Source organism: Actinoalloteichus sp. GBA129-24 (genome assembly GCF_001941645.1).
In the GTDB taxonomy this organism is placed as follows: Bacteria; Actinomycetota; Actinomycetes; order Mycobacteriales; family Pseudonocardiaceae; genus Actinoalloteichus_A; species Actinoalloteichus_A fjordicus.
In genome coordinates this window covers 4,147,350-4,166,866 of record NZ_CP016077.1, presented here as the reverse complement: position 1 = coordinate 4,166,866, position 19,517 = coordinate 4,147,350, and the positions used below count along the sequence as shown (strand labels likewise).

At 67.5% G+C, this 19,517-nt stretch carries 15 protein-coding genes; 10 read left to right on the top strand and 5 right to left on the bottom strand.

The features are described 5' to 3' along the window. Positions 1-211: 211 nt before the first annotated feature. The 7 genes from UA75_RS18040 to UA75_RS18010 all read left to right on the top strand — a co-directional run bounded on the left by UA75_RS18040 (position 212) and on the right by UA75_RS18010 (position 7,364). A complete protein-coding gene (locus UA75_RS18040; RefSeq protein WP_075741240.1) occupies positions 212-568 on the top strand; it encodes an ArsR/SmtB family transcription factor in 357 nt (118 codons plus the stop codon). Continuing rightward, the gene (locus UA75_RS18035) at positions 568-1,113 is read left to right on the top strand and encodes an SRPBCC family protein (RefSeq protein ID WP_075741239.1); all 546 of its coding nucleotides are present in this window, start codon (positions 568-570) and stop codon (positions 1,111-1,113) included. Before UA75_RS18040 ends, UA75_RS18035 begins: the two co-directional genes overlap by 1 nt. A 37-nt stretch (positions 1,114-1,150) precedes the next feature. After that, entirely contained in the window at positions 1,151-1,564 is a 414-nt protein-coding gene (locus tag UA75_RS18030) for a VOC family protein (protein WP_075741238.1), read from the top strand. Positions 1,565-1,766: 202 nt separating this feature from the next. Beyond that, a complete protein-coding gene (locus UA75_RS18025; protein WP_075741237.1) occupies positions 1,767-2,513 on the top strand; it encodes a DNA alkylation repair protein in 747 nt (248 codons plus the stop codon). A gap of 1,224 nt (positions 2,514-3,737) precedes the next feature. After that, positions 3,738-4,511, top strand: coding sequence for a helix-turn-helix domain-containing protein (locus UA75_RS18020; protein ID WP_198042759.1), 774 nt, complete (start codon positions 3,738-3,740; stop codon positions 4,509-4,511). A gap of 178 nt (positions 4,512-4,689) precedes the next feature. After that, entirely contained in the window at positions 4,690-5,820 is a 1,131-nt protein-coding gene (locus tag UA75_RS18015) for a cytochrome P450 (protein ID WP_198044171.1), read from the top strand. A 167-nt stretch (positions 5,821-5,987) separates the two neighbouring features. Next, complete coding sequence (locus tag UA75_RS18010) at positions 5,988-7,364, top strand: aspartate aminotransferase family protein (protein WP_318533337.1); 1,377 nt, start codon at positions 5,988-5,990, stop codon at positions 7,362-7,364. 336 nt (positions 7,365-7,700) lie between these two features. Here UA75_RS18010 and UA75_RS18005 read toward each other — a convergent pair whose 3' ends face one another. Continuing rightward, entirely contained in the window at positions 7,701-9,053 is a 1,353-nt protein-coding gene (locus tag UA75_RS18005; protein ID WP_075741234.1) for a nucleotide sugar dehydrogenase, read from the bottom strand. 383 nt (positions 9,054-9,436) lie between these two features. On the opposite strand from UA75_RS18005, the gene UA75_RS18000 reads away from it, so the two are divergent. Continuing rightward, positions 9,437-10,600 carry a DegT/DnrJ/EryC1/StrS family aminotransferase gene (locus tag UA75_RS18000; RefSeq protein WP_075741233.1) on the top strand — a complete coding sequence of 388 codons (1,164 nt, stop codon included), beginning with the start codon at positions 9,437-9,439 and terminating at the stop codon, positions 10,598-10,600. A gap of 474 nt (positions 10,601-11,074) precedes the next feature. Here the strand turns inward: UA75_RS18000 and UA75_RS17995 are convergent, their stop codons facing one another. Next, a complete protein-coding gene (locus UA75_RS17995) occupies positions 11,075-12,295 on the bottom strand; it encodes a class I SAM-dependent methyltransferase (protein ID WP_075741232.1) in 1,221 nt (406 codons plus the stop codon). 367 nt (positions 12,296-12,662) lie between these two features. Beyond that, complete coding sequence (gene htpG / locus UA75_RS17990) at positions 12,663-14,654, bottom strand: molecular chaperone HtpG (RefSeq protein ID WP_075741231.1); 1,992 nt, start codon at positions 14,652-14,654, stop codon at positions 12,663-12,665. A 462-nt stretch (positions 14,655-15,116) separates the two neighbouring features. Here htpG and UA75_RS17985 point away from each other — a divergent pair, with 462 nt between their 5' ends. Then, complete coding sequence (locus UA75_RS17985) at positions 15,117-16,361, top strand: cytochrome P450 (RefSeq protein ID WP_198044170.1); 1,245 nt, start codon at positions 15,117-15,119, stop codon at positions 16,359-16,361. A 210-nt stretch (positions 16,362-16,571) separates the two neighbouring features. On the opposite strand, the gene UA75_RS17975 is transcribed toward UA75_RS17985, so the two are convergent. Then, positions 16,572-17,333, bottom strand: a complete 762-nt coding sequence (locus tag UA75_RS17975) for an SDR family NAD(P)-dependent oxidoreductase (RefSeq protein ID WP_075741229.1) — start codon at positions 17,331-17,333, stop codon at positions 16,572-16,574. A gap of 137 nt (positions 17,334-17,470) precedes the next feature. On the opposite strand from UA75_RS17975, the gene UA75_RS17970 reads away from it, so the two are divergent. Next, positions 17,471-18,166, top strand: coding sequence for a TetR/AcrR family transcriptional regulator (locus UA75_RS17970; RefSeq protein ID WP_075741228.1), 696 nt, complete (start codon positions 17,471-17,473; stop codon positions 18,164-18,166). A gap of 334 nt (positions 18,167-18,500) precedes the next feature. Here UA75_RS17970 and UA75_RS17965 read toward each other — a convergent pair whose 3' ends face one another. After that, the gene (locus UA75_RS17965) at positions 18,501-19,460 is read right to left on the bottom strand and encodes a helix-turn-helix transcriptional regulator (RefSeq protein ID WP_075741227.1); all 960 of its coding nucleotides are present in this window, start codon (positions 19,458-19,460) and stop codon (positions 18,501-18,503) included. Between the last annotated feature and the right edge of the window lie 57 nt (positions 19,461-19,517).

Here is a 19,517-nt window from a genome sequence, read left to right as displayed (position 1 = left end):
GGTGTCCTCGGGCGCCGCCGTGCTCGACCCCGTGAGCCTGAAGCCAGGATCAATCCTGATCGCGCGTGTTCTCGGGTGCACCTTCGTGGATGCGGTGTCGACGGCCGCGCTGTAGTCACTCGGTGGCGTGCGTGGCAGTCGGGTCGACTTGACACGCGGCAGGCTGAGCGGTACAAAACCGCAAGGTTATTAAACCTGGGGGTTATGAAGCATGAGTCCGGAGCTGCTCGACAGGACGTTCGCCGCGCTCGCCGACCCCACTCGTCGCGCGATCATCGCTCGGTTGGCCCTGGGGGACGCGACGGTGACGGAGCTGGCCGCGCCTTTCGATATCAGTCAGCCTGCGGTCTCGAAACATCTGAAGGTGTTGGAGCGAGCAGGCCTGGTCGTGCGGGGCCGCGACGCGCAGCGACGACCCTCCCGACTGAACCGGGTGCCCCTGGACGCAGCCGTCCTCTGGCTTGAGGAGTTCCGCCGCACCAGGGAGGAGAGCTTCCAACGACTCGACACGGTGCTAGAGCAGCTCAAGGCCGTGGAACGGCAGGACGGGAAGCCGGAGAACACCTGATGTCGTTCGGGAGAGACTCCTGCCGGCTGGTGGTCACCACCCCTACGGACCGGGAGATCAGGTTGACCAGGGCCTTCGACGCGCCTGCGCGGCTGGTCTTCGCGGCGTGGACCAGGCCCGAGCTGCTGATGCACTGGTTCGGAGCGCGCGGGTGGAGCCTGGTGACGTGTGAGGTCGACCTTCGGATCGGCGGGGCATGGCGCTTCGTCTCCCGGGGCCCCGGCGGTGTCGAGATGGTTCAACGCGGGGTGTACCGCGAGATCGTCGTGCCCCGTCGCCTGGTGCAGACCGAGTCCTATGGCGACTCGTGGCCCCCGGATGTCGAATCGTTGGTCACCACGGAGTTCACCGAGGACGGCGAGCGGACCACCGTCATCAGCACGGTGCTGCATCCCTCGCGAGAGACCCGTGACGCTGCTCTCCTGACCCCCATGGACCGCGGCTTCGGCGAAGGCTGTGACCGCCTCGCCGAGTTGCTCAAGTCGACCCGAGACAGCAGATCGACGGATCGTCGTCGAGGTTGTGACACGTCAACTCGGGCATGAAGGTATGCAGGCAGACGAGAGAGAAGGAACGGCACGTATGAACTGGACGCTGGAAGTGGTTGCCATGCCGGTCGCCGACCTGGACCGGGCGAAGAAGTTCTATGCCGAGAAGATGGGCTTCGTGGTGGACCACGACACCCGGGTCGATGGTGGACCGGGGATCATCCAGCTGACTCCGCCGGGTTCGGGCTGCTCGATCGTCCTCGGGTTGGGGATGGTGGAGATGGAGCCGGGGTCGCTCCAGGGGCTCCAACTCGTCGTCCCGGACATTCGCGCTGCCAGGGAGGAACTGGCAGGCCGCGGCGTCGAGATCAGCGAGGTCCAGGTGGCGGGACCGGAGGGGTTCCGGTCGAGCACGGAGGACGATGCACTGGACAACGTCGGGTTCGCCTTCTTCAGCGACCCGGACGGAAATCGCTGGGCGCTTCAGCAGATCTCGTCCCGCGCCTGACAGTCTCATAAGGTGTCCGCTTCCAGGGTCCGCTCCGCAGGTCTGCCTCCAGCGGCCGCTTCGGTACGGCCGGCAGGCAGGATCGATGCAGCCGGAGCGACCTGGTCGTCGGTCACTGGCTCGGATTCCCCGACCGAGGTCGGTCGGAGGCAGGCTGTGCGTGGCGAGGTCCCGCTGTCAGACGGCGAGAGGGGATGACAGGATGACGCTCGAATTGACGGCCGAGCGGTTCGTCCAGCGTCTGGAGAGCCACCGTTCGGACGAGGAACTGCGCAAGATTCAGCGCTACTTCAAGTCCGGCGAGGGCGAGTACGGCGAGGGCGATCAGTTCATCGGCGTGCGTATGGGGCAGGTCTTCGCCTTGGCGAAGGAGTTCATCGACCTGACACCGGCGGAGATCGATCGGCTGTTGGCGAGTCCGATCCACGAGGTGCGGGCAGGCGCGCTCAGCGTCATGGACAAGCAGGCCAGGCGGAAGAAGACGGGCCAGGAGCGGCGGAAAGAGCTGTACGAGCTGTACCTGTCCCGGATCGACCGGATCAACAACTGGGATCTGGTCGACCTCGCCGCCCCGCATGTGATCGGCGGCTACCTGTTCGACAAGCCGCGCGACATCCTGTATCGGCTCGCTCGCTCGATGAACATCTGGGAGCGGCGTACCGCGATCGTCAGTACCTTCTACTTCATCAGGCATGACGAAGTGGACGACACGTTCGCGATCGCCGAGATCCTGCTCGGCGACGAGGAGGATCTGATCCACAAGGCGGCAGGCGGCTGGGTGCGCGAGGCGGGGCGCAAGGCGCCGGACCGGCTCATCGCGTTCCTGGACGAGTACGCCGAAGCGATGCCTCGCACCATGCTGCGGTACGCGATCGAACATCTCGATCCGGACCAGCGGGCCTACTATCGGGGACTCAAGAAGAAGGCGGCGGGGGATTCCCGTCGTTGAGCCGTCGGCCGCTCGGCGCTCGGCAGTCGGCCTGCTCGGCAGCCGTCGCCCGCTCCGGGCTACCTGCCGCGAAGCCTGCTCGCCGACGTCGAGGGGCCGATGCGCCGAGCACGCGCCGTCGACTTCGCCCGGCGACCGGTCTCCGCCGCCTGCCGACCGTGCTGTGCAGTGGCCGGACCGCCTGCACTGTCGAGGTCTCGGCTCGCCGAGCAGCGCCCGGTTCGCGGCGCCTCGGGCGCCCGGTACCAGCCGACCGGCGCGCCCGACGGTCATATCGCAGGACGTCCTGGACTCGGGAGTCCCGGTAGCCCGAGGAATGGTCATCGGACGACGGGAGTCGCTTCGGCGCGCCGTCGCGGCGAAAGCAGCGCTGCTGCGGCGTGGGAACTCGTCGCCGACGTCGTTCCGTGCCCGGCTCGCAGGCGGCTCGGTCATGGCTCCCCGTTCTCTCCGGAATCTGTCGGTCGCTCGGTGTGTCGTTTCGCCGTCGGGCCTGACCTGCCTTCCTGTCGGATGGATCATCTCTGGTCCGGAAGCGGCGGACATCTCTCCTCGTGCCTTATCCGACGCCGTGACTCGGGACTGCCGCGCGACTCGCCCCCCTTCTTCTCGGCGGTCCATCGCGTATTCCTGGTTGCCTTCTTCGGTTCCGTCGGCGGCCGTGATCGGTTGCGCCGTGGCTTATTTTCGATCTGTGGATCTAAGTTGTGGATGATTGCCCATAGGTGATCGTGTCTGGTTTCGCACCTTCTGGGTTGCTTTTCCTGCTTCCGAGGTCGTCGTCGGCCTGGTCGCCCTCGGCTTGGTTTGAATGAACCAGTGCATTAGGCTGACTGGCCTAGTGACGTCGCGGCCGCTTTGGCTTATCGGTTCCGTAAAGCGGCGTGCGGTTGATTTCTTCGCGCTTGCCTTACCAGCCGTGATTACGCGTAGTGCGGAACCTTGCGACCGGCTCTGATGTAGTCCAAAGCCATGTACGGACGCACTCTGGCATCGAATCCGGATTGTGTCGGGTGTTGCGTGCCTGAGGTGCGGTTGCTAGCTTGATGAAGGTCGGGGACGGCCGGGAAACACCATGGAATAGGACTGACTTCGGTCGGCGGCTGCACTATTGTTAGATTTTTCTTTGGGGGTGGTTTCTTTACTGTGTGCTGCTCGTCTTCCGTGGGCCGTTTGGCAGACGGGTTGATTTTCTTCTCTCTTGCTTCCTATTGGGGGACTGCTGTGGACGAAGTTGTCGAGGGCGCGGTCAAGCGGGTCATTGATCTGATGCGTGAGAACCTTAGCGAGCGTATCACCATTGACGACATGGCGCGGGCTGCCATGTTCAGTAAGTTCCATTTTTCGAGAGTGTTCCTGCGGGCGACCGGCGTGTCTCCGGGACGTTTCCTGTCGGCTATGCGACTAGAAGCCGCGAAACGACTGCTCCGGTCCACGCAATTAAGTGTCACCGACATCAGTCACCAAGTCGGCTACGCAAGTGTCGGTACCTTCAGTTCGCGTTTTCGGAGCTGCGTGGGAATGGCGCCGAGTGCGTATCGCAGGCTCGGCGGAGTCGTCTCCGCAGGCGTCGACGACATCGTCGACACGGCGGCCCTGCATCACACCGGCCTGGCGACCATCAGCGGACGGGTCTTCTCCTCCCCGAGCCACCTGCCCGAATTCGTCGTGATCGCACTCTTCCCCGGCCCGATCCCCCAAGGCCTGCCGGTCGCCTGCACGGCCATCGAGGGACACGGTCAGTATGAACTGACGGACGTCCCGGCTGGCACGTGGTATGTACTGGCCTGTTCGTTCTCACCTGCGGCTGACGACGTGATCCCGGCGCCGAGGTCTGCCGAAGATCGCGGCCCGTATGTCGGCACCTATGGTCCCGTCGAGATCGCGTCGTCCGCCGATTCGCCGCGCGCCGACATCACACTGCGGCCGATGACCGCGCTCGATCCGCCGATTCTCCTGGCTGTCAATGCCGCGCGGTCGCTCAGCATGAGCGCGTGAGCCGGGCGCATCACCTGCCTGCCCGGTCAGACGGAAGAGGTGGACATTGTCACAGCCGACGGAGACGTCTCCCCCCGGAGGGCCCGAGGAGCCGACGCACTACCCGCGCCCGCGGGCGTGCCCCTACCGGCCATCACCGGAACTGCGCGAACTCGCGAGATCCGGTCCCCTCACGAAGGTGCGGCTGTACGACGGTCGCACCGCGTGGTTGGTGACCGGATACGAGGAGGCCCGCGCCCTGCTGGCGGATGAACGAGTGTCCAGCAGGTCAGATCACCCGAACCATCCGGTGCTCGCCGAGAGTCACCTGCACATGCGGGCCACGCGAGAGATGGCTCAGGAACAGGAGGGCGGGTTCGCGGGCGTGCTCTTCGGTGTCGACCCGCCGGAGCACACTCGGCAGCGTCGAATACTGCTGCCGAGTTTCACCACCCGCCGCATCGGCACGCATCGAGACGAGATCCAGCAGATCGTCGACGAGCACATCGACCTCATGCTGCGGGAGGGACCGCCCGCCGACCTGGTCACCGCGTTCGCCCGCCCGGTGCCGATGATGGTGATCTGCGCATTCCTGGGCGTGCCCTATCAGGAGCGGGCCCGTTTCGAAGAGCACGCGCGGGAGCTGTTCGACCCGACGCGCGCCGAACGGGCCCAGCAGGAGCTGACGGACTATCTGACCGACCTGATCACCGACAAGCTGGCGCGCTCAGCGGAGAGCGGGACGACGGACGGCCTGCTCGGCAAGCTGATCCGCGACCACGTCCGGACCGGTGGGCTGGCCGTCGGCGAGCTGATCGAGTTTACCCTCGCGATCCTGGTCGCAGGCACCGTGACTAGTACGCAGACCATCGCCCTCGGGACACTGGCACTGTTGGAGGAGCCTGGACAGTTCGCCGCGTTGGCAGCCGAACCAGCCTTGATCCCCGGCGCCTTGGACGAGATCATGCGGTACCTCTCCCTCGTCGAGCAGCTCGCCAGGGTCGCCCTGACCGATATCGCGGTCGGCGACGAGGTGATCAGGGCGGGGGACGGCATCCTCATCGGCTTCGCTGCCGCGCACTTCGGTGGTGATCTCACGACCCATCCCGATGAGCTGGACGTCCGACGACCGCCGTCCGGCCATTTCGCTTTCAGCCACGGAATACATCACTGCCTGGGCCACAATCTGGCGCGACTGCAGTTGGAGATCGCGTTCCATGCCCTGGTGACCCGGCTGCCGGGATTGCGCTTGGCCGAGCCGGTCGACCGAATTCCCTGGTACGACGATCTGACCCTGCCGCGACTTCTCACCCTGCCCGTCAGCTGGTAGTCGACTGCGAAGCGAGCAATCCAGGAGGGGAACCGGACTGCCCGGGCCGGTTAGACTCGGAATGCGTGAATCGATGCTTTTCAGTGTCGATGACGAAAGCGGCCAGCGGTCGCCATCGTGCTATTCCTGACTGGTGGCTCGTTCGAACCGGCCCATCGTGGTCACTCGTGATTGGAATCATTGTGACGATCAGTTCATCGAACCAAAGAATGGATCTTTCGGCGACGGAACTGGCTGAGTTGGATCGTCGGCATCTCATTCACCCGATGCAGGCGGACTCGATCGGCGAGCGCGTTGTCATCGTGCGAGGCAGCGGCTCTACGGTGTGGGACGCGGCGGGCAGGGAACTGCTCGACGCCACCGGCGGTGGGCTGTGGCATTCCCATGTCGGCCACGGCCGTCGTGAGCTCGCCGATGCCGCCGCGCGACAGATCGCCGAGTTGGAGTACTTCACCACCTTCCAGGAGTTCAGCACCGATAAGACGATCGCCCTGGCGACCCGGCTCGCGGGGCTGGCACCGGACGACCTCAACAAGGTCTTCTTCACCAGCGGTGGCTCCGACAGCGTCGAGACCGCAGTCAAGGCAGCCCGCCTCTATCACCGCAGACGCGGGGAGCCGGACCGTACCTGGATCATCTCGCGAGACTTCGGCTTCCACGGTGCGGGCTACGGTGCCGGAACCCTGACCGGTTTCGAGCTGATGCAGGCGGGTGTCGGTCCGAACCTGCCGGACGTCGTCAAGGTCTCGCCGCCGTATGCCTACCGCGCGGCCGAGCTGTACGGCGAGCGCGAGCCCACCGATTTCCTGATCGCCGAGCTGGAGGAGACGATCGCTCGGATCGGACCCGGCAGGATCGCGGCGATGGTCGGTGAGCCGGTCATGGGCGGCGGCGGCGTGCTGACTCCCCCCGACGACTACTGGCCGCGCGTGCGCGAGGTGCTCTCTCGGCACGGGATCCTGCTCGTCGCCGACGAGGTCATCACGGCGTTCGGTCGCACCGGCTCCTGGTTCGAATCGGCCGCGCGTGGCATGAAACCCGACATCATCACCACTGCGAAGGGGCTCACCAGCGGTTACTTCTCGCTCGGTGCGGTGCTGATGCGCGATGAGATCGGTGAGGTCATCTGTCGGGAGACCGGCTTCTTCCATGGTTACACCTTCAGCGGCCACCCCGTCGGCAGCGCGGTGGCCTTGGCGAACCTGGACATCATCGAGCGCGAAGACCTGGTGGCAGGCGCGCTCCCGATGGGGGATCGATTCCGCGCAGGCCTCGCCGCACTGGCCGACGTCTCCACCGTCGGAGACGTCAGAGTGGTGGGCGCCGCCGCCGCCGTCGAGATGGTCCGAGACCGGCGGACGCGAGAGCCGATGCCCTTCCCGGAGGTGTTCGCGTTGACAGCCCGCATCCGTGACGAGCACGGGATCATCGTTCGACCTTACGCGCACAACATCATCATGGCCCCGCCCCTGGTCATGACAGGAGACGAGGTCGGCAGGACGACTGCCGCCGTGGTCGAGGTGCTCGCCGGGTCCGGCGCATGAGGTTCGGCCGCACTGGTCTCACCCGGTGCGGGCCGACGATGTTCTCCTAGCGACGACGACGGGACGGGCGCTGGACGGCGTCCGTCCCGTCGGGCATCGCCGACGGAATACCGGGACGTGACTGGGACCCGAAGGACTGCCTGCCGGGAAGTCGTCCCTCTTCGGCGGGCGATGCCGTGGTACACGCCCAGCGGCCCCGACGCCTTCAGCGCGGAGACGGGTACGGCGGTGGGAGGCGGAGCCCGACTCGTGGGGGAACCTGCCGGGCGTGCCTGCCTGCCTACGTCGATCGCGGTGCCGAGCGAAGTACGGGGCGGATCGCGGGCGCCCCGCTGGTCAACGCCCGATCCCCCGGTAGTGCAGCCCGAGGTCGTGGAGCCGACGGATCGTGTCGGCCGGGTAGTAGATCCGCCCGTCGAAGATCAGACACTGGTCGGCGACGACCGTACACAGCGCCGCGAAGTCGATCTCGCGAAACTGGCGGTGCCCGGCGAGGATCGCGACGCAGTGCGCGCCGTCGACCGCGGCCTCGAGCGTCGACTCGGGCCGGATGCCGAACATGTCGTGAACGGCATCGGGATCGGCCAAGGGGTCGAACAACGTCACCGTCGTCCCCGCAGCCAGCAGGGCGTCCACCACTCCCTTGACCGGTGTGTTGCGGAGATCGCCGGTGTCGTTCTTGAACGTCACGCCCAACACGGCGACCTTCGCCGCTGCGGGGCTGACGTTGAGCTTGAGGAGTTCATCGCTGATCACCTGGCGGCTGTGACCTGGCATAGCCTCATTGACCTGGCGGGCCACCGGTATGGTCCGCAGATCGACGCCCCGGTCACGTGCGGCTCGCCACACCATCCACGGGTCCTTGACGAGGCACGACCCGCCGACGCCGATGCTGGGCAGCAGGATGTTGACGTGCCGTTCGCCCTTGGGCAGCTGATTGGCAGCTCCGATCACGTCGAGTACATCGACGTCGAAGGCCGCCGAGAGTCGGGCCACCTCGTTGGCGATGGCGATGTTGGCATCGATCCACCAGTTGGTGGCCAGCTTGACGACCTCGGCTGTCTCCGGTGTCGGCACTGTCTGCGTCGGGACCTCCAGGGCCTGCGCCCAGAACTGCTCGGCGGCCGCGGCGCTGTCGGGTCCACACCCGCCTACCACGATCGGCAGCGTGCGCAGTTGCGCCAGTGCGGACCCCTCGGCAAGCCGCTCCGGAGTGAACGCCAGTCCGAAATCGTGCTCGACGCGGAGCCCGGAGCGCTCGAGCAGGGGTGCGACCAGCGTGCGGGTCGTCCCTGGTGAGACGGTGCTCTTGAGGATCACGAGCTGCTCCCGTCGTAGCCGGGCGGCGAGTTGCCCGCAGACCTGCTCTAGTGCGTCGGTCAGGAGGGTGCCGTGCTCATCCACCGGCGTGCCCACCGTGATGATCACGATGTCCGCGTCTCGTACGGCGTCGTGGTCGGTGGTGAACGTCAGCAGCTCTGAGCCGTGCAGCCTGGCCACCGCCTCGGAAAGACCAGGCTCCGGAATCGGGCACCGCCCCGCTCGGAGTTCGTCGATCAACACGCCGTCCTTGTCGATCGCGACGACGGGCCTGCCGAGTTCGGCCAGCGTGACCCCGAGACACGACCCGACATAACCGAAACCGACGACGGCGATACGGGGGTGACGAAACCGTGGAATGAATCGCATGACTGCTCTTCCCTAGCTGTCGGCAGAGTGCGGCCGATTCCCTGCGAATGGCGTCGGGCCGAGATGCGGCCGAATTCCGGTGACCACTCGGTCGCCTGCCACGTTAGCAGCGCGGTAGACTATGTGAGTTGTCGCAAGGTGCTCACCGTCGGTGCAGCGTGTTCCGCCGTCGTACGACAGTCGCCGATGCGTGCCCGCAAAGGTGGTGCGTCAACGGATTCCCCCGGGCCGCGCTTGCGGAATTCTGTTCCGACCGGTGTCGCATTGATGGATTGAATTTGTCGGATCGTGCGGACCTAGTCAGGGAGCTACCGAATCGCGGCGCCTGCTGGGACCATGATGACGGGATCGTTCGTCCCGGCCAACTCGAATCGGAGTGTGTGATGAGTGAGATGATCAATATATTTCAACCGTCGCTCGGAACGCGCGAGCTGGCCGCTGTGCAGGAGGTCTTCGAGAGCAACTGGATCGGGCGGGGGCCGCGTACTGCGGCATTCGAGGCGGAGTTCGCCCGGCATATCGGGGTCGATCCTGGTCACGTCACCTCGGTGAACTCCTGCACCGAGGCGACTTTTCTGGCGATGGAGCTGGCAGGCGTCGGTCCCGGCACCGAGGTGGTGATGCCGACGGTGAGCTTCGTCGGTGCTGCCAACGCCGTCGCGGCGCGGGGTGCCCGGCCGGTGTTCTGCGATGTGGATCCTCACGGACTCAACCCGACTGCCGATTCGATCCGGGCTGCGATGACGCCGAGGACGAAGGCAGTGCTCGTGCTGCACTACGGCGGGTATCCCGGCGACATCGCGGCCATCGCGCAACTGTGCCGAGAGCGCGGGGTGCTTCTGATCGAGGACGCCGCCATCGCCATCGACTCTCGGGTGGACGGTCGGGCGTGTGGGACGTTCGGCGACCTGGCCGTCTGGAGCTTCGACCACGGCAAGATCGTGGTCACCGTCGACGGCGGGATGCTCTACGTTCGTGATCCGGAACTGGCGGCCAGGGCACCCAGACTCGCCTACTTCGGTCTCGAGCAGGCCAGCGGCTACGACCAGGCACAGCGCAGCCGTACCCGATGGTGGGAGTTCGAGGTGTCGGCCTTCGCCCGGCGGTCGGTGACCAACGACGTGCTCACCGCCGTCGGCAGTGTCCAGCTCAGCAGGCTTCCCGAGTTCATGGCACGCAGGCGTGAGGTCGCGCGTCGTTACGACCAGGAGTTCGCGGGGCTCCAGGGGATGTCCTGTCCTCCTCAGCTGCCTGAGGGACACGAGACCTCCCACTACATGTACTGGGTCAGGTTCGACGGTGGCATCCGGGACGAGGTGGCTCGCGATCTCTACGAACGTGGCATCTACACCACCTTCCGGTACCCCCTCCTGCACAAAGTGGCGGCGTACGGTTCGGACGTCGTCCTCCCGGACGCCGAGGATGCCGCCGAACGGACGCTGTTGCTGCCCATGCACCAGTCGTTGAGCGACGACGACGTGGAACGCGTCGTCACCGCAGTGCGGTCCTCGGTCCGTGCGCGCCGTCGGGCCGACGAAGGTCGCTGACGAGGCTCCGGCGCCCGTCGCGTTCGGATTGGTTCGCCTGCGCGCACGAGGTGTCGACGCCGAGCCTGCGCGGTGATCGTGGATCGCGCTGCTCTGCGTCGACGACTGCCGTCGTGCGCCCGTCGCACGCTTCGATCGAGCGCCCGGCGGGCCGGGACGCGGTTCGCGGTGCGGCGAGAGCCGTTCCTGGTCGACCGGGCCGAGAGCCCGGCGTGGCTGGTCCGCGTACCTCCACACGGTGCGTCCGCCCGGTCTCCGCTGCGCCGCAGCAGGCGGCTGAGCCGAGGGCCGGAACTCGGGCGTGCGTCGCTTCGGAGGAGACGGCGCTGAGCCGCCATTCTGCTGAGGACCTGGGCCGGCTGGAGACACCCATGGTGACCGGGCGACGAACGCCGCACGGCGCGACTCACGTCGAGGCAGCCGCGCCATGGAAAGACGCCCGGATCGTGAGATTCGTGCCGACCCGGGGCACCCTCAGACGATGTGGACCTCCGGTACATAGCGGATCCACTGCCCGCCGCCGGCGCGGAAGTCCTGTTCTTTGGCCATGATCTCGTCCGCGTGATTCCACGCGAACAGCAGGGCGTAATCCGGGTATGGATCGCTGAACGCCGCAGGGGGCCGTACCGGTAGATGCGACCCCGGGACGAGTCGGCCCTGCTTGGCGGGGGTGGAGTCACAGACGAACGGCACGAGGTCGGGGCGGATGTCGCAGTAGTTGGTGACTGTGGCGCACTTGCCGGGTGCGCCGTAGCCGACCACCCGCTTTCCGGCGGCCCGTAATCTGGTGAGTAGCGTGACCAGGTCCTCCCGGATCCGCTCGACGGTACGGCCGAAGCGCTCGAACGTCGCAGGGTCCGTCAGCTTTCGCGTCAGTTCCTCGCCGATCATCCTCGGAACCGACGGCTGCACGGCTCGTGCTCCGACGCGCGCCAGCGTGTAGCGGATCTCCCCACCATGTAGGGGAGTGGGCTCGACGTCGACCAGTTCGAAGCCGAAGTGCGCGGCCATCGCCTGCACCGACGTCACGCTGAAGTACAGGACGTGTTCATCGTAGATCTGGTCGAAGGCGGTGCCCTCGATCACCGTTCCGAGGTAGGGCTCTTCGAACACGAAGACGCCGTGGGGCGCCAACAGCGCGTCGACTCCACGCAGGACGGAGTCGATGTGGGCGATGTGGCAGATCGTGTTCGCTCCGAACACGACGTCGGCCATGCCGTGTCCGGAGCGGATCGCCTCGGCGGTCCGCTCGTCGAAGAATGCCCGCAGCACCTGCACGCCCTTCGACTCCGCCACCTCGGCCACGGTCGCGGACGGCTCCACCCCCAGATGTCTGATCCCTGCCTGGGCTATCGAGGCGAGCAGGACGCCGTCGTTGCTGCCGATCTCCACGATGAACGGGTCTCGGCCGGTGAGTTCCGTAGCCAGGAGCCGACGTGCGTTCTCGGCGAAATGTCGTCGGTGGCCCGCTGATCCGGAGGCGTGATATCGATATTCCGCATGATATCGGAGTTCCTGTGGCATCTCGTCGATGAGCTGCACCATCGTGCACTGCACACAGGAACCGATGGCGAGGCGAAAGAGCGTCTCGCGGTCGGACTCGGCAGGCAGTGGAAAACCGTTCGCTGTCGGATGCCGACCCAGATCGAGGAATTCCTGTACCGGGCCACCGCAGATACGACATCTCCTGTCCATTATCGGATTCTAAAAGCGCGGGCGGTCCGGGTACTTCTTCGTGACTGCGGTGCTGAGTGCCTGCCGCGGGCCTGCGGCGACCGCCACGGTGGCGCCCGAACCCGGACTACGACCCGAGTCCGGACGCCCGTCGCCGTGTCCCCGGTACAGAGCACGCCGGGTGACAGTGCGTCCGAACCCAGGCCGTGGCCCGGTCCGCTGTCTGAGAGCCTGTCTTTGATCCCCACTGTCCTGTTGCGCGGGGCAGGCGCGGCGATCTGCGGCGTTGTCGTCAGTCGACATGACTCCGTCAGGTCTCCTTCCTCCGCCTGGCAGCTCGGCCACGCTGATCCCCGCTCACGACTCCAGGGGGATCAAAGACAGGCTCTTACAGCGACTTCTCCAGCCTGCCCGCCAGCAGCCGGGTGAACCGTGCCGTGTCGGCGAGTTCGCCGCCCTCGGCGAGCAGCGCCATCCCGTACAGCAGCTCGGCGGTCTCGGCGAGTGCGCCGTCACCGTCGCCGTCGGGCTGTTCATCGTGGGCGGCGCGCAGGCGCGTCACCAGCGGGTGCGTCGGGTTCAGCTCCAGGATGCGCTTGATCTGCGGGATGTCCTGGCCCATCGCGCGGTACATCTTCTCCAGAGTCGGGGTGACGTCGTGCGTGTCGCCCACGATGCAGGCGGGGGAGGTCGTCAGCCGGGCGGAGAGCCGGACCTCCTTCACCTCGTCGGCCAGGCTCGCGGACATGCGCGACAGCAGGGTCGCGAAGTCCTTCTCCCGCTGGGCGCGCTCGGACTCGGAGGTCTTCTTCTCCTCCTCGGTGTCGAGGTCGACCTGCCCCTTGGCCACCGACTGGAAGCGCGTCCCGTCGAAGCCGTCGACCGAGTCGATCCACATCTCGTCGATCTGGTCGGTCAGCGCCAGCACCTCGTAGCCCTTGGCCCGGAACGCCTCCAGGTGCGGCGAGTTCTCGATGCTCGCCCGGGAGTCGCCGGTCAGGTAGTAGATGTGCTCCTGACCCTCCTTCATTCGCTCGACGTACTCCCGCAGGCTCGTCGGCTTCTCCTCGTCGTGTGTGGAGGGGAAGGAGCAGATCTCCAGGATCGCCTCGCGGTTGTCGAAGTCCGAGAGCAGGCCCTCCTTCACGGCGCGGCCGAACTCGGACCAGAAGGTCGCGTAGTTCTCCGGGCTGTTCGCCATCATGTCCTTGATCGTCGACAACACCTTCTTGACCAGGCGTCGGCGGATCAACTGGATTTGACGGTCCTGCTGGAGGATCTCCCGCGACACGTTGAGCGAGAGGTCCTGGGCGTCGACGACGCCCTTGACGAAACGGAGGTACTCGGGGACGAGCTCTTCGCAGTCGTCCATGATGAAGACGCGCTTGACGTAGAGCTGCACGCCGCGCCTGGTGTCCCGCATGAACAGGTCCAGCGGCGCGCGGGAGGGCAGGAACAGCAGCGCCTGGTACTCGAAGGTCCCCTCGGCTGCGAGCCGGATCGTCTCCAGCGGGTCGGTCCAGTCGTGGCTGACGTGCTTGTAGAACTCGGTGTACTCCGCCTGCGTGACCTCGTCCTTGGGACGGGCCCACAGGGCCTTCATGGAGTTGAGCGTCTCCAGCGCCGGCGTCGCGGCGTCGTCCTTCGCCTGCTCGGCGTCGGCCTGCTCCCCGTCGGCCTCCGGGGTCGCCGCTGCCGTCTCGGGAGCGGCTGGGGCCTCGACGGCCATCCGGATCGGCCAGGTGATGAAGTCGGAGTAGCGCTTGACGACCTCGCGCAGCTTCGCAGGCGAGGTGTAGTCGTAGAGCTGGTCGTCGGCGTCCGCAGGCTTGAGGTGCAGGATCACCGAGGTGCCCTGGGGGGCGTCCTCGGCGGGACCGATCGTGTAAGTGCCGTCGCCGTCGGACTCCCAGCGCACGCCTTCGACCTCGCCTGCCCGGCGGGTCACGAGCGTGACCTTGTCGGCGACCATGAAACTCGAATAGAAGCCGACCCCGAACTGGCCGATGAGGTCCTGGGCGACCGCCGAGTCCTGGGACTGGGAGGCCTTGAGCTTGGTGAGGAACTCCGCAGTGCCCGACTTGGCGATGGTGCCGATGAGGCTCACGACATCGTCACGGTTCATCCCGATTCCGTTGTCGCGCACCGTCAGCGTGCGCTGATCCTTGTCGACCTCCAGGCGAACGTGCAGGTCGGAGGTGTCCGCCTCGAGGTCCTTGTCGCGGTAGGTCTCCAACCGCAGCTTGTCCAAGGCGTCCGAGGCGTTGGACACCAGCTCTCGCAGGAAGGTGTCCTTGTTCGAATAGATGGAGTGAATCATCAACTGCAGCAGTTGACGGGCCTCGGATTGGAATTCGAGTGTCTCGACCGGCGTGGTCACGGGCGTCCTTTCCGGTTTCTCCGCACGGACGGTCCCGGCTCGGGGCGAGTCCGAACCACCGTGGTGCGGTGTGCATCGACGAACCGCGATTCTATCGAAGCGGGGATGCCGAGTGGAGAAAAGTCCTGGTGATGGACGGCGACTCCGCCTTCGTCCGCGCCTCGGCCCGCCGAGGCCTGGTGCCGACCGGATGACCGGCCGCGCGGTGGCGGCGGGCAGACCGGTCCGAGACCGGCCGCGACGACGTCCAGGTGATCACGATAAGTGACAATTCGGCCCGGAAATCGTTACTGTGCGCGCATGTGTCGTGTCGTGTCGTGTCGTGGCGTGGGGCGGTGGCCTCGGGCCGGGTGGCTCGGCGAGCGACCGCCGTTCGCCTGCGGTGTCTGCGAAACAGCCGGACCTGACCCGCGTGCGTACGGGCGATTCGTGCAGCACGAGCCCTCGAGAAGCAGGAGCGATATGAGCGATCTGACCGTGTCTTCCCCCGTCGCGTCCGCCGTGCCGCCGCTGCCGGTCGCCCCGCCGCCGGGCTGTCCGTTCGGCCTGCCTGCGGGTCTGGACGCGTTGCGTGCGGAGGCGCCGCTGAGTCGGGTCTCCCTCGACGACGGGAGTGAGGCCTGGCTGGTCACCAGTCACGCCGAGGCCCGCGCGGTGCTCGGCGACCATCGACGGTTCAGCTCCGTGCCCGCCACACCCGGCTTCCCGACCAGCGGCATGGTCGGCGGCAGCACGACCGACACGAACATCGTCAGTCTCGGCTTCATCCGCATGGACCCGCCCGAGCACACTCGGTTGCGGCGCATGCTGACGGGGGAGTTCATGGTCCGGCGCGTCGAGGCCCTGCGCCCTCGGATCGAGGAGCTGGCCGAGGGACTCTGCGACGCGATGGAACGGGCCGGACGGCCGGTCGACCTGGTCTCGGCGATGGCGCTGCCGCTGCCGTCCTCGGTGATCGGTCTGCTCCTGGGCATCCCGGAGGAGGATCACCCTCGATTTCGGGACATCACCGCCAGGATGAACTCCCGCGAGTGCAGCCCTGCGGAGCTTGCCGGTGTCCTGAACGAACTGGCTGCCTACCTCGACGAGCTGGTGACCGCCAAGGAGCACGATCCCGGTGAGGACCTCCTCAGTCGCCTGGTGGTCGAGCAGGTGCGATCCGGCGAGCTGTCCCGCCACGAGCTGCTGGCCATCGCCGCGGTCCTGCTGATCGGTGGGTTCGAGACGACCGCCAACATGATCGGGTTGAGCGCCCTGACCCTGATGCGCGACCCCGAGACCGCCGAGCGTCTCCGTCAAGACCCGGCACTGATCCGAGGCGCCGTCGAGGAGCTGTTGCGCTTGCACAGCATCATCCGCAACGGACCGCGTCGTGCGGTCACCGAGGATGTCGAGATCGGCGGACGGCGGCTCAGGGCGGGCGAGGGCGTGATCATCGCGATTCCCGCGGTCAACCGCGATCCGCGAGAGTTCGGGAATCCCGATGTGCTGGACATCGGCCGTCCCAACGCTGCGCGCCATGTCGCCTTCGGCTTCGGCGTCCACCAGTGCGTCGGCCAGACCCTGGCCCGCGTCGAACTCCAGATCGCCGTCGCCACGCTGCTGCGTCGGTTCCCGACGATGCGGCCCGCCGTGCCGTTGGAGCAGCTCCCGTTTCGCGTGGACATGACGATCTACGGCCTGCACGCGCTGCCCGTCACCTGGTGATCCGGTCCGATCGGACTGTTCTCCGGTCCCGAGCCCGATCCGCCCGCCTGCCGAGCCGGGCCGCGGGCGGACAGGCCGGTGCCTGCCTCGGCCTGCCGCTCGACGTCGACCAGCTCAGGAGACCTCGTCGGCGACGCTCCGGGGGAGTCGACCGCGCCCGGCATCGGTCGGCGGTCGGGTCGGACTCGCCGCGCCGGAGCCGGTGCGTCCTCAGACCGCCGACCACCCGTTGTCGACGGGGACGACGACGCCGTTGATGTTGGAGGCCGCGGGGGAGGCGAGGAACACGATCGCCGCCGCCTGCTCGTCGGCCTCGGCCACCCGACCCAGGTTCACCATGTACGGCGCCAGGACGGCGGGACCGGTTCCCTCCCCAGGCTGTAGGGCGATGCTGGTCCTCGTCCCGCCCGGTGCGATGGCGTTGGTGCGGATGCCCGCGTCGCGGTACATCACCGCGAGGGACTTCGTCAGTCCGACGACGCCGTGCTTGGAGGCTGTGTAGGCGGCGCCTGCCGCACTGCCCCGCAGGCTCGCCTCCGAGGCGGTGTTGACGATCGCTCCGGAGCCCTTGGCGAGCATGTGCGGGAGGACGGCGCGGCTGAGGAGGAACGGTGCGGTCAGGTTGATCCGGATCACCCGTTCCCACTCCGCGTCCGTGACGTCCGCGAGCGCGGTCATCCCGTCCATGATCCCGGCGTTGTTGACCAGCACGTCCACCCCGCCGAAGGTGTCCACGGCCGTGGCGACGACCCGGTCGACCACGGGTTGTCCGCTCAGGTCGCCGACCGCCGCGACGGCGGTCCCGCCCGCCGCCGAGATCTCGGCGACGACCGCCGCCGCCCGGTCCGCGTCGAGGTCGGCCACCACCACGCGGGCGCCTTCGCCCGCGAACCGCAGGGCCGCCGCGCGGCCGATGCCCGCTCCTGCCCCGGTGACGATCACGCTGCTGCCGTCGAGTCCGCTACTGCTCATCTGGCGCTCCGCTGCTCTCGGTCCTGTCGGTGGCACGGCGTGCCGCCGTACCCCATTGATGGCACGGAGTGCCATCGTGTCCCATCGTGCCAGATAGTAGGGTGACGGCAGTAGTGCAGGAGTAAGGGCAGGGGAACATGCCGGTGCGAGGCGAAGGCGCGGGCGCGGCGGACGTCGACGTCCCGGCCGCCGCGACCAGGGCAGGGCGCCCGCCGCTCAGCGAACGCCGCAAGACCGAGATGCGTCTGGGGATCGCCCGCGAGGCCGTCCGGCTCTTCGCCGAGCGGGGCGTGGACGCCACCTCCGCCGAGGACATCGCCCTGGCCGCAGGCATCTCACTGCGGACCTTCTGGCGGTACGCGGCCACGAAGGAGGGCTGCGTCCGTCCCCTGCTCACCACCGGAGTCGACGTCGTCACCCGCGCGCTGTCCCGCTGGCACCCCGGCGCGGATCCGGCCGTCCTCGTCGACGAGGCGGCGGCTGCGGCGGGTCAGGCCATCACCGATGTGCCGACGGTGCTCGCCCTGATCCGACTCACCCGGACCGAGCCGGGCCTGCGTGCGGTCTGGCTGACGGTGCACGACGACGCCGAGTTGATCTTCGCCACCGCGCTCGGCCGGTCGACCGGATTCCGCCCCGACGGTCTGCGCGCCAGGGTGCGTGCCGCGATGGTCAACGGAGCCCTCCGCGCCGCCGTGGAGCACCACGCCTGGGGCTCGGACGACGCCGAGGAGACGTCGGCGGGCGACCGGGAGGGGCGAATCGAGGGTGCGGGCCTTGTCGAGGCGGTCCGCGAGGCGCTGCGGGTCGCGGTGCACGGCCTGTATCCCTGACTGTCGATCGCCGAGCCGTTCCGCGTCGAGCGTCGCGGAGTCACGGCTGCTTCCGTGAGCCACGCCGTTTCGAGCGCACCCCTCCACGTGATCCGGCAGGCCGTTCTGCGTGCCCGTCGCAGCCAGTGGTGTGTGGACGGGGCGCCGCCAGCCCGTCGTGGCAGGAGAACCTGCGGGCACACGAGAATCTGAAGAGATCAGGTTTTCGAGACACGGTGTGCTCATGGAAGAGCGGGACGCCGTTCGGTATCGGGTTCGCCCAGCCCAGGGGTCACCGCCCGCCGACGTGTCCACCGGGAACCGCAGATCCGGGCATCCGGCGAGCCCGCCTGCATCAGAGCCACCCGCGCCGGGCCGCCTGGACGCCCGCCTGGAACCGGGTGGTGGCGCCGAGGCGTTCGAGCAGCGCCGCGACCCGACGGACGACGGTGCGGCGAGACAGCGTCAGCCTGCGGGCGATGGCGTCGTCGGTGGCGCCGCTGGCCATCAGCGTGAGGATGCGGCGGTCCCGTTCGTCGTCGAGGGTGTCCACGCCGACGGCCGAGATGGGCATCGCGAGCCGCCACAGCGTCTCGAAGGTGTCGGACAGGGCGGTGAGCAGGCCGGATGGGCGGATGAACAACGACACCACCCCGGGGCCGCTCTCCGACTGCACCGTCACCATGGCGAGGTCGTCATCGGCGATGGCCAGTTTCATCGGGGGGTCCTGCAGGGTGCGGGCCTGCTCGCCCGCCGCGACCATCGCCGCCACGTCGGGGATCTGCGTGTCGGCGAAGGCCGACTCGTAATAGATCGTGCGGTAGCTCAGCCCGGCCGCCATCAGCTCGTGCTGAGTCTTCTCCTGTGCGGCGTAGTACGGCGGCTGCGCGAAGTACGGCGGTCGGTCGATCAGTCGCATCTCGCGCCGAGCGCCTGCCTGCATCCGCTGCAGGGTGGCGAGGATGCGGACGGGATCGTCGATCACCTCCAGCGGTCCGTAATGGCCGCTCTCCCGACGGGCGAACCGGAAGACCCGTTCCAGCTCGACGCCGGATCTGCGCAGCTCCGCACGCCGGGCGGCGTCCCGGTCCAGGGCGGACTCGGTGATCTGGGCGGGGGAGTGCGCCTCCCACCGGTCGTCGTCCAGCGGAATCACCACGTGCTCGGCGGCGAGCTGACGCAGCACGCCGTGCAGGACCGCGGGCGTGATGCCGGTCTCGGCGGCGAGTTCGGTGATCCCGGCGCGCGGCCTGCTGATCAGCGTGCGATACACCAGCCCGTGCGTCGTGTCGGGGTCGAGCGCGTCCAGAACCATCCACCCCCGAAGCGTGCCCGTCCCCCGGCACGACGATAGGAGGCACGCGCGGCGATG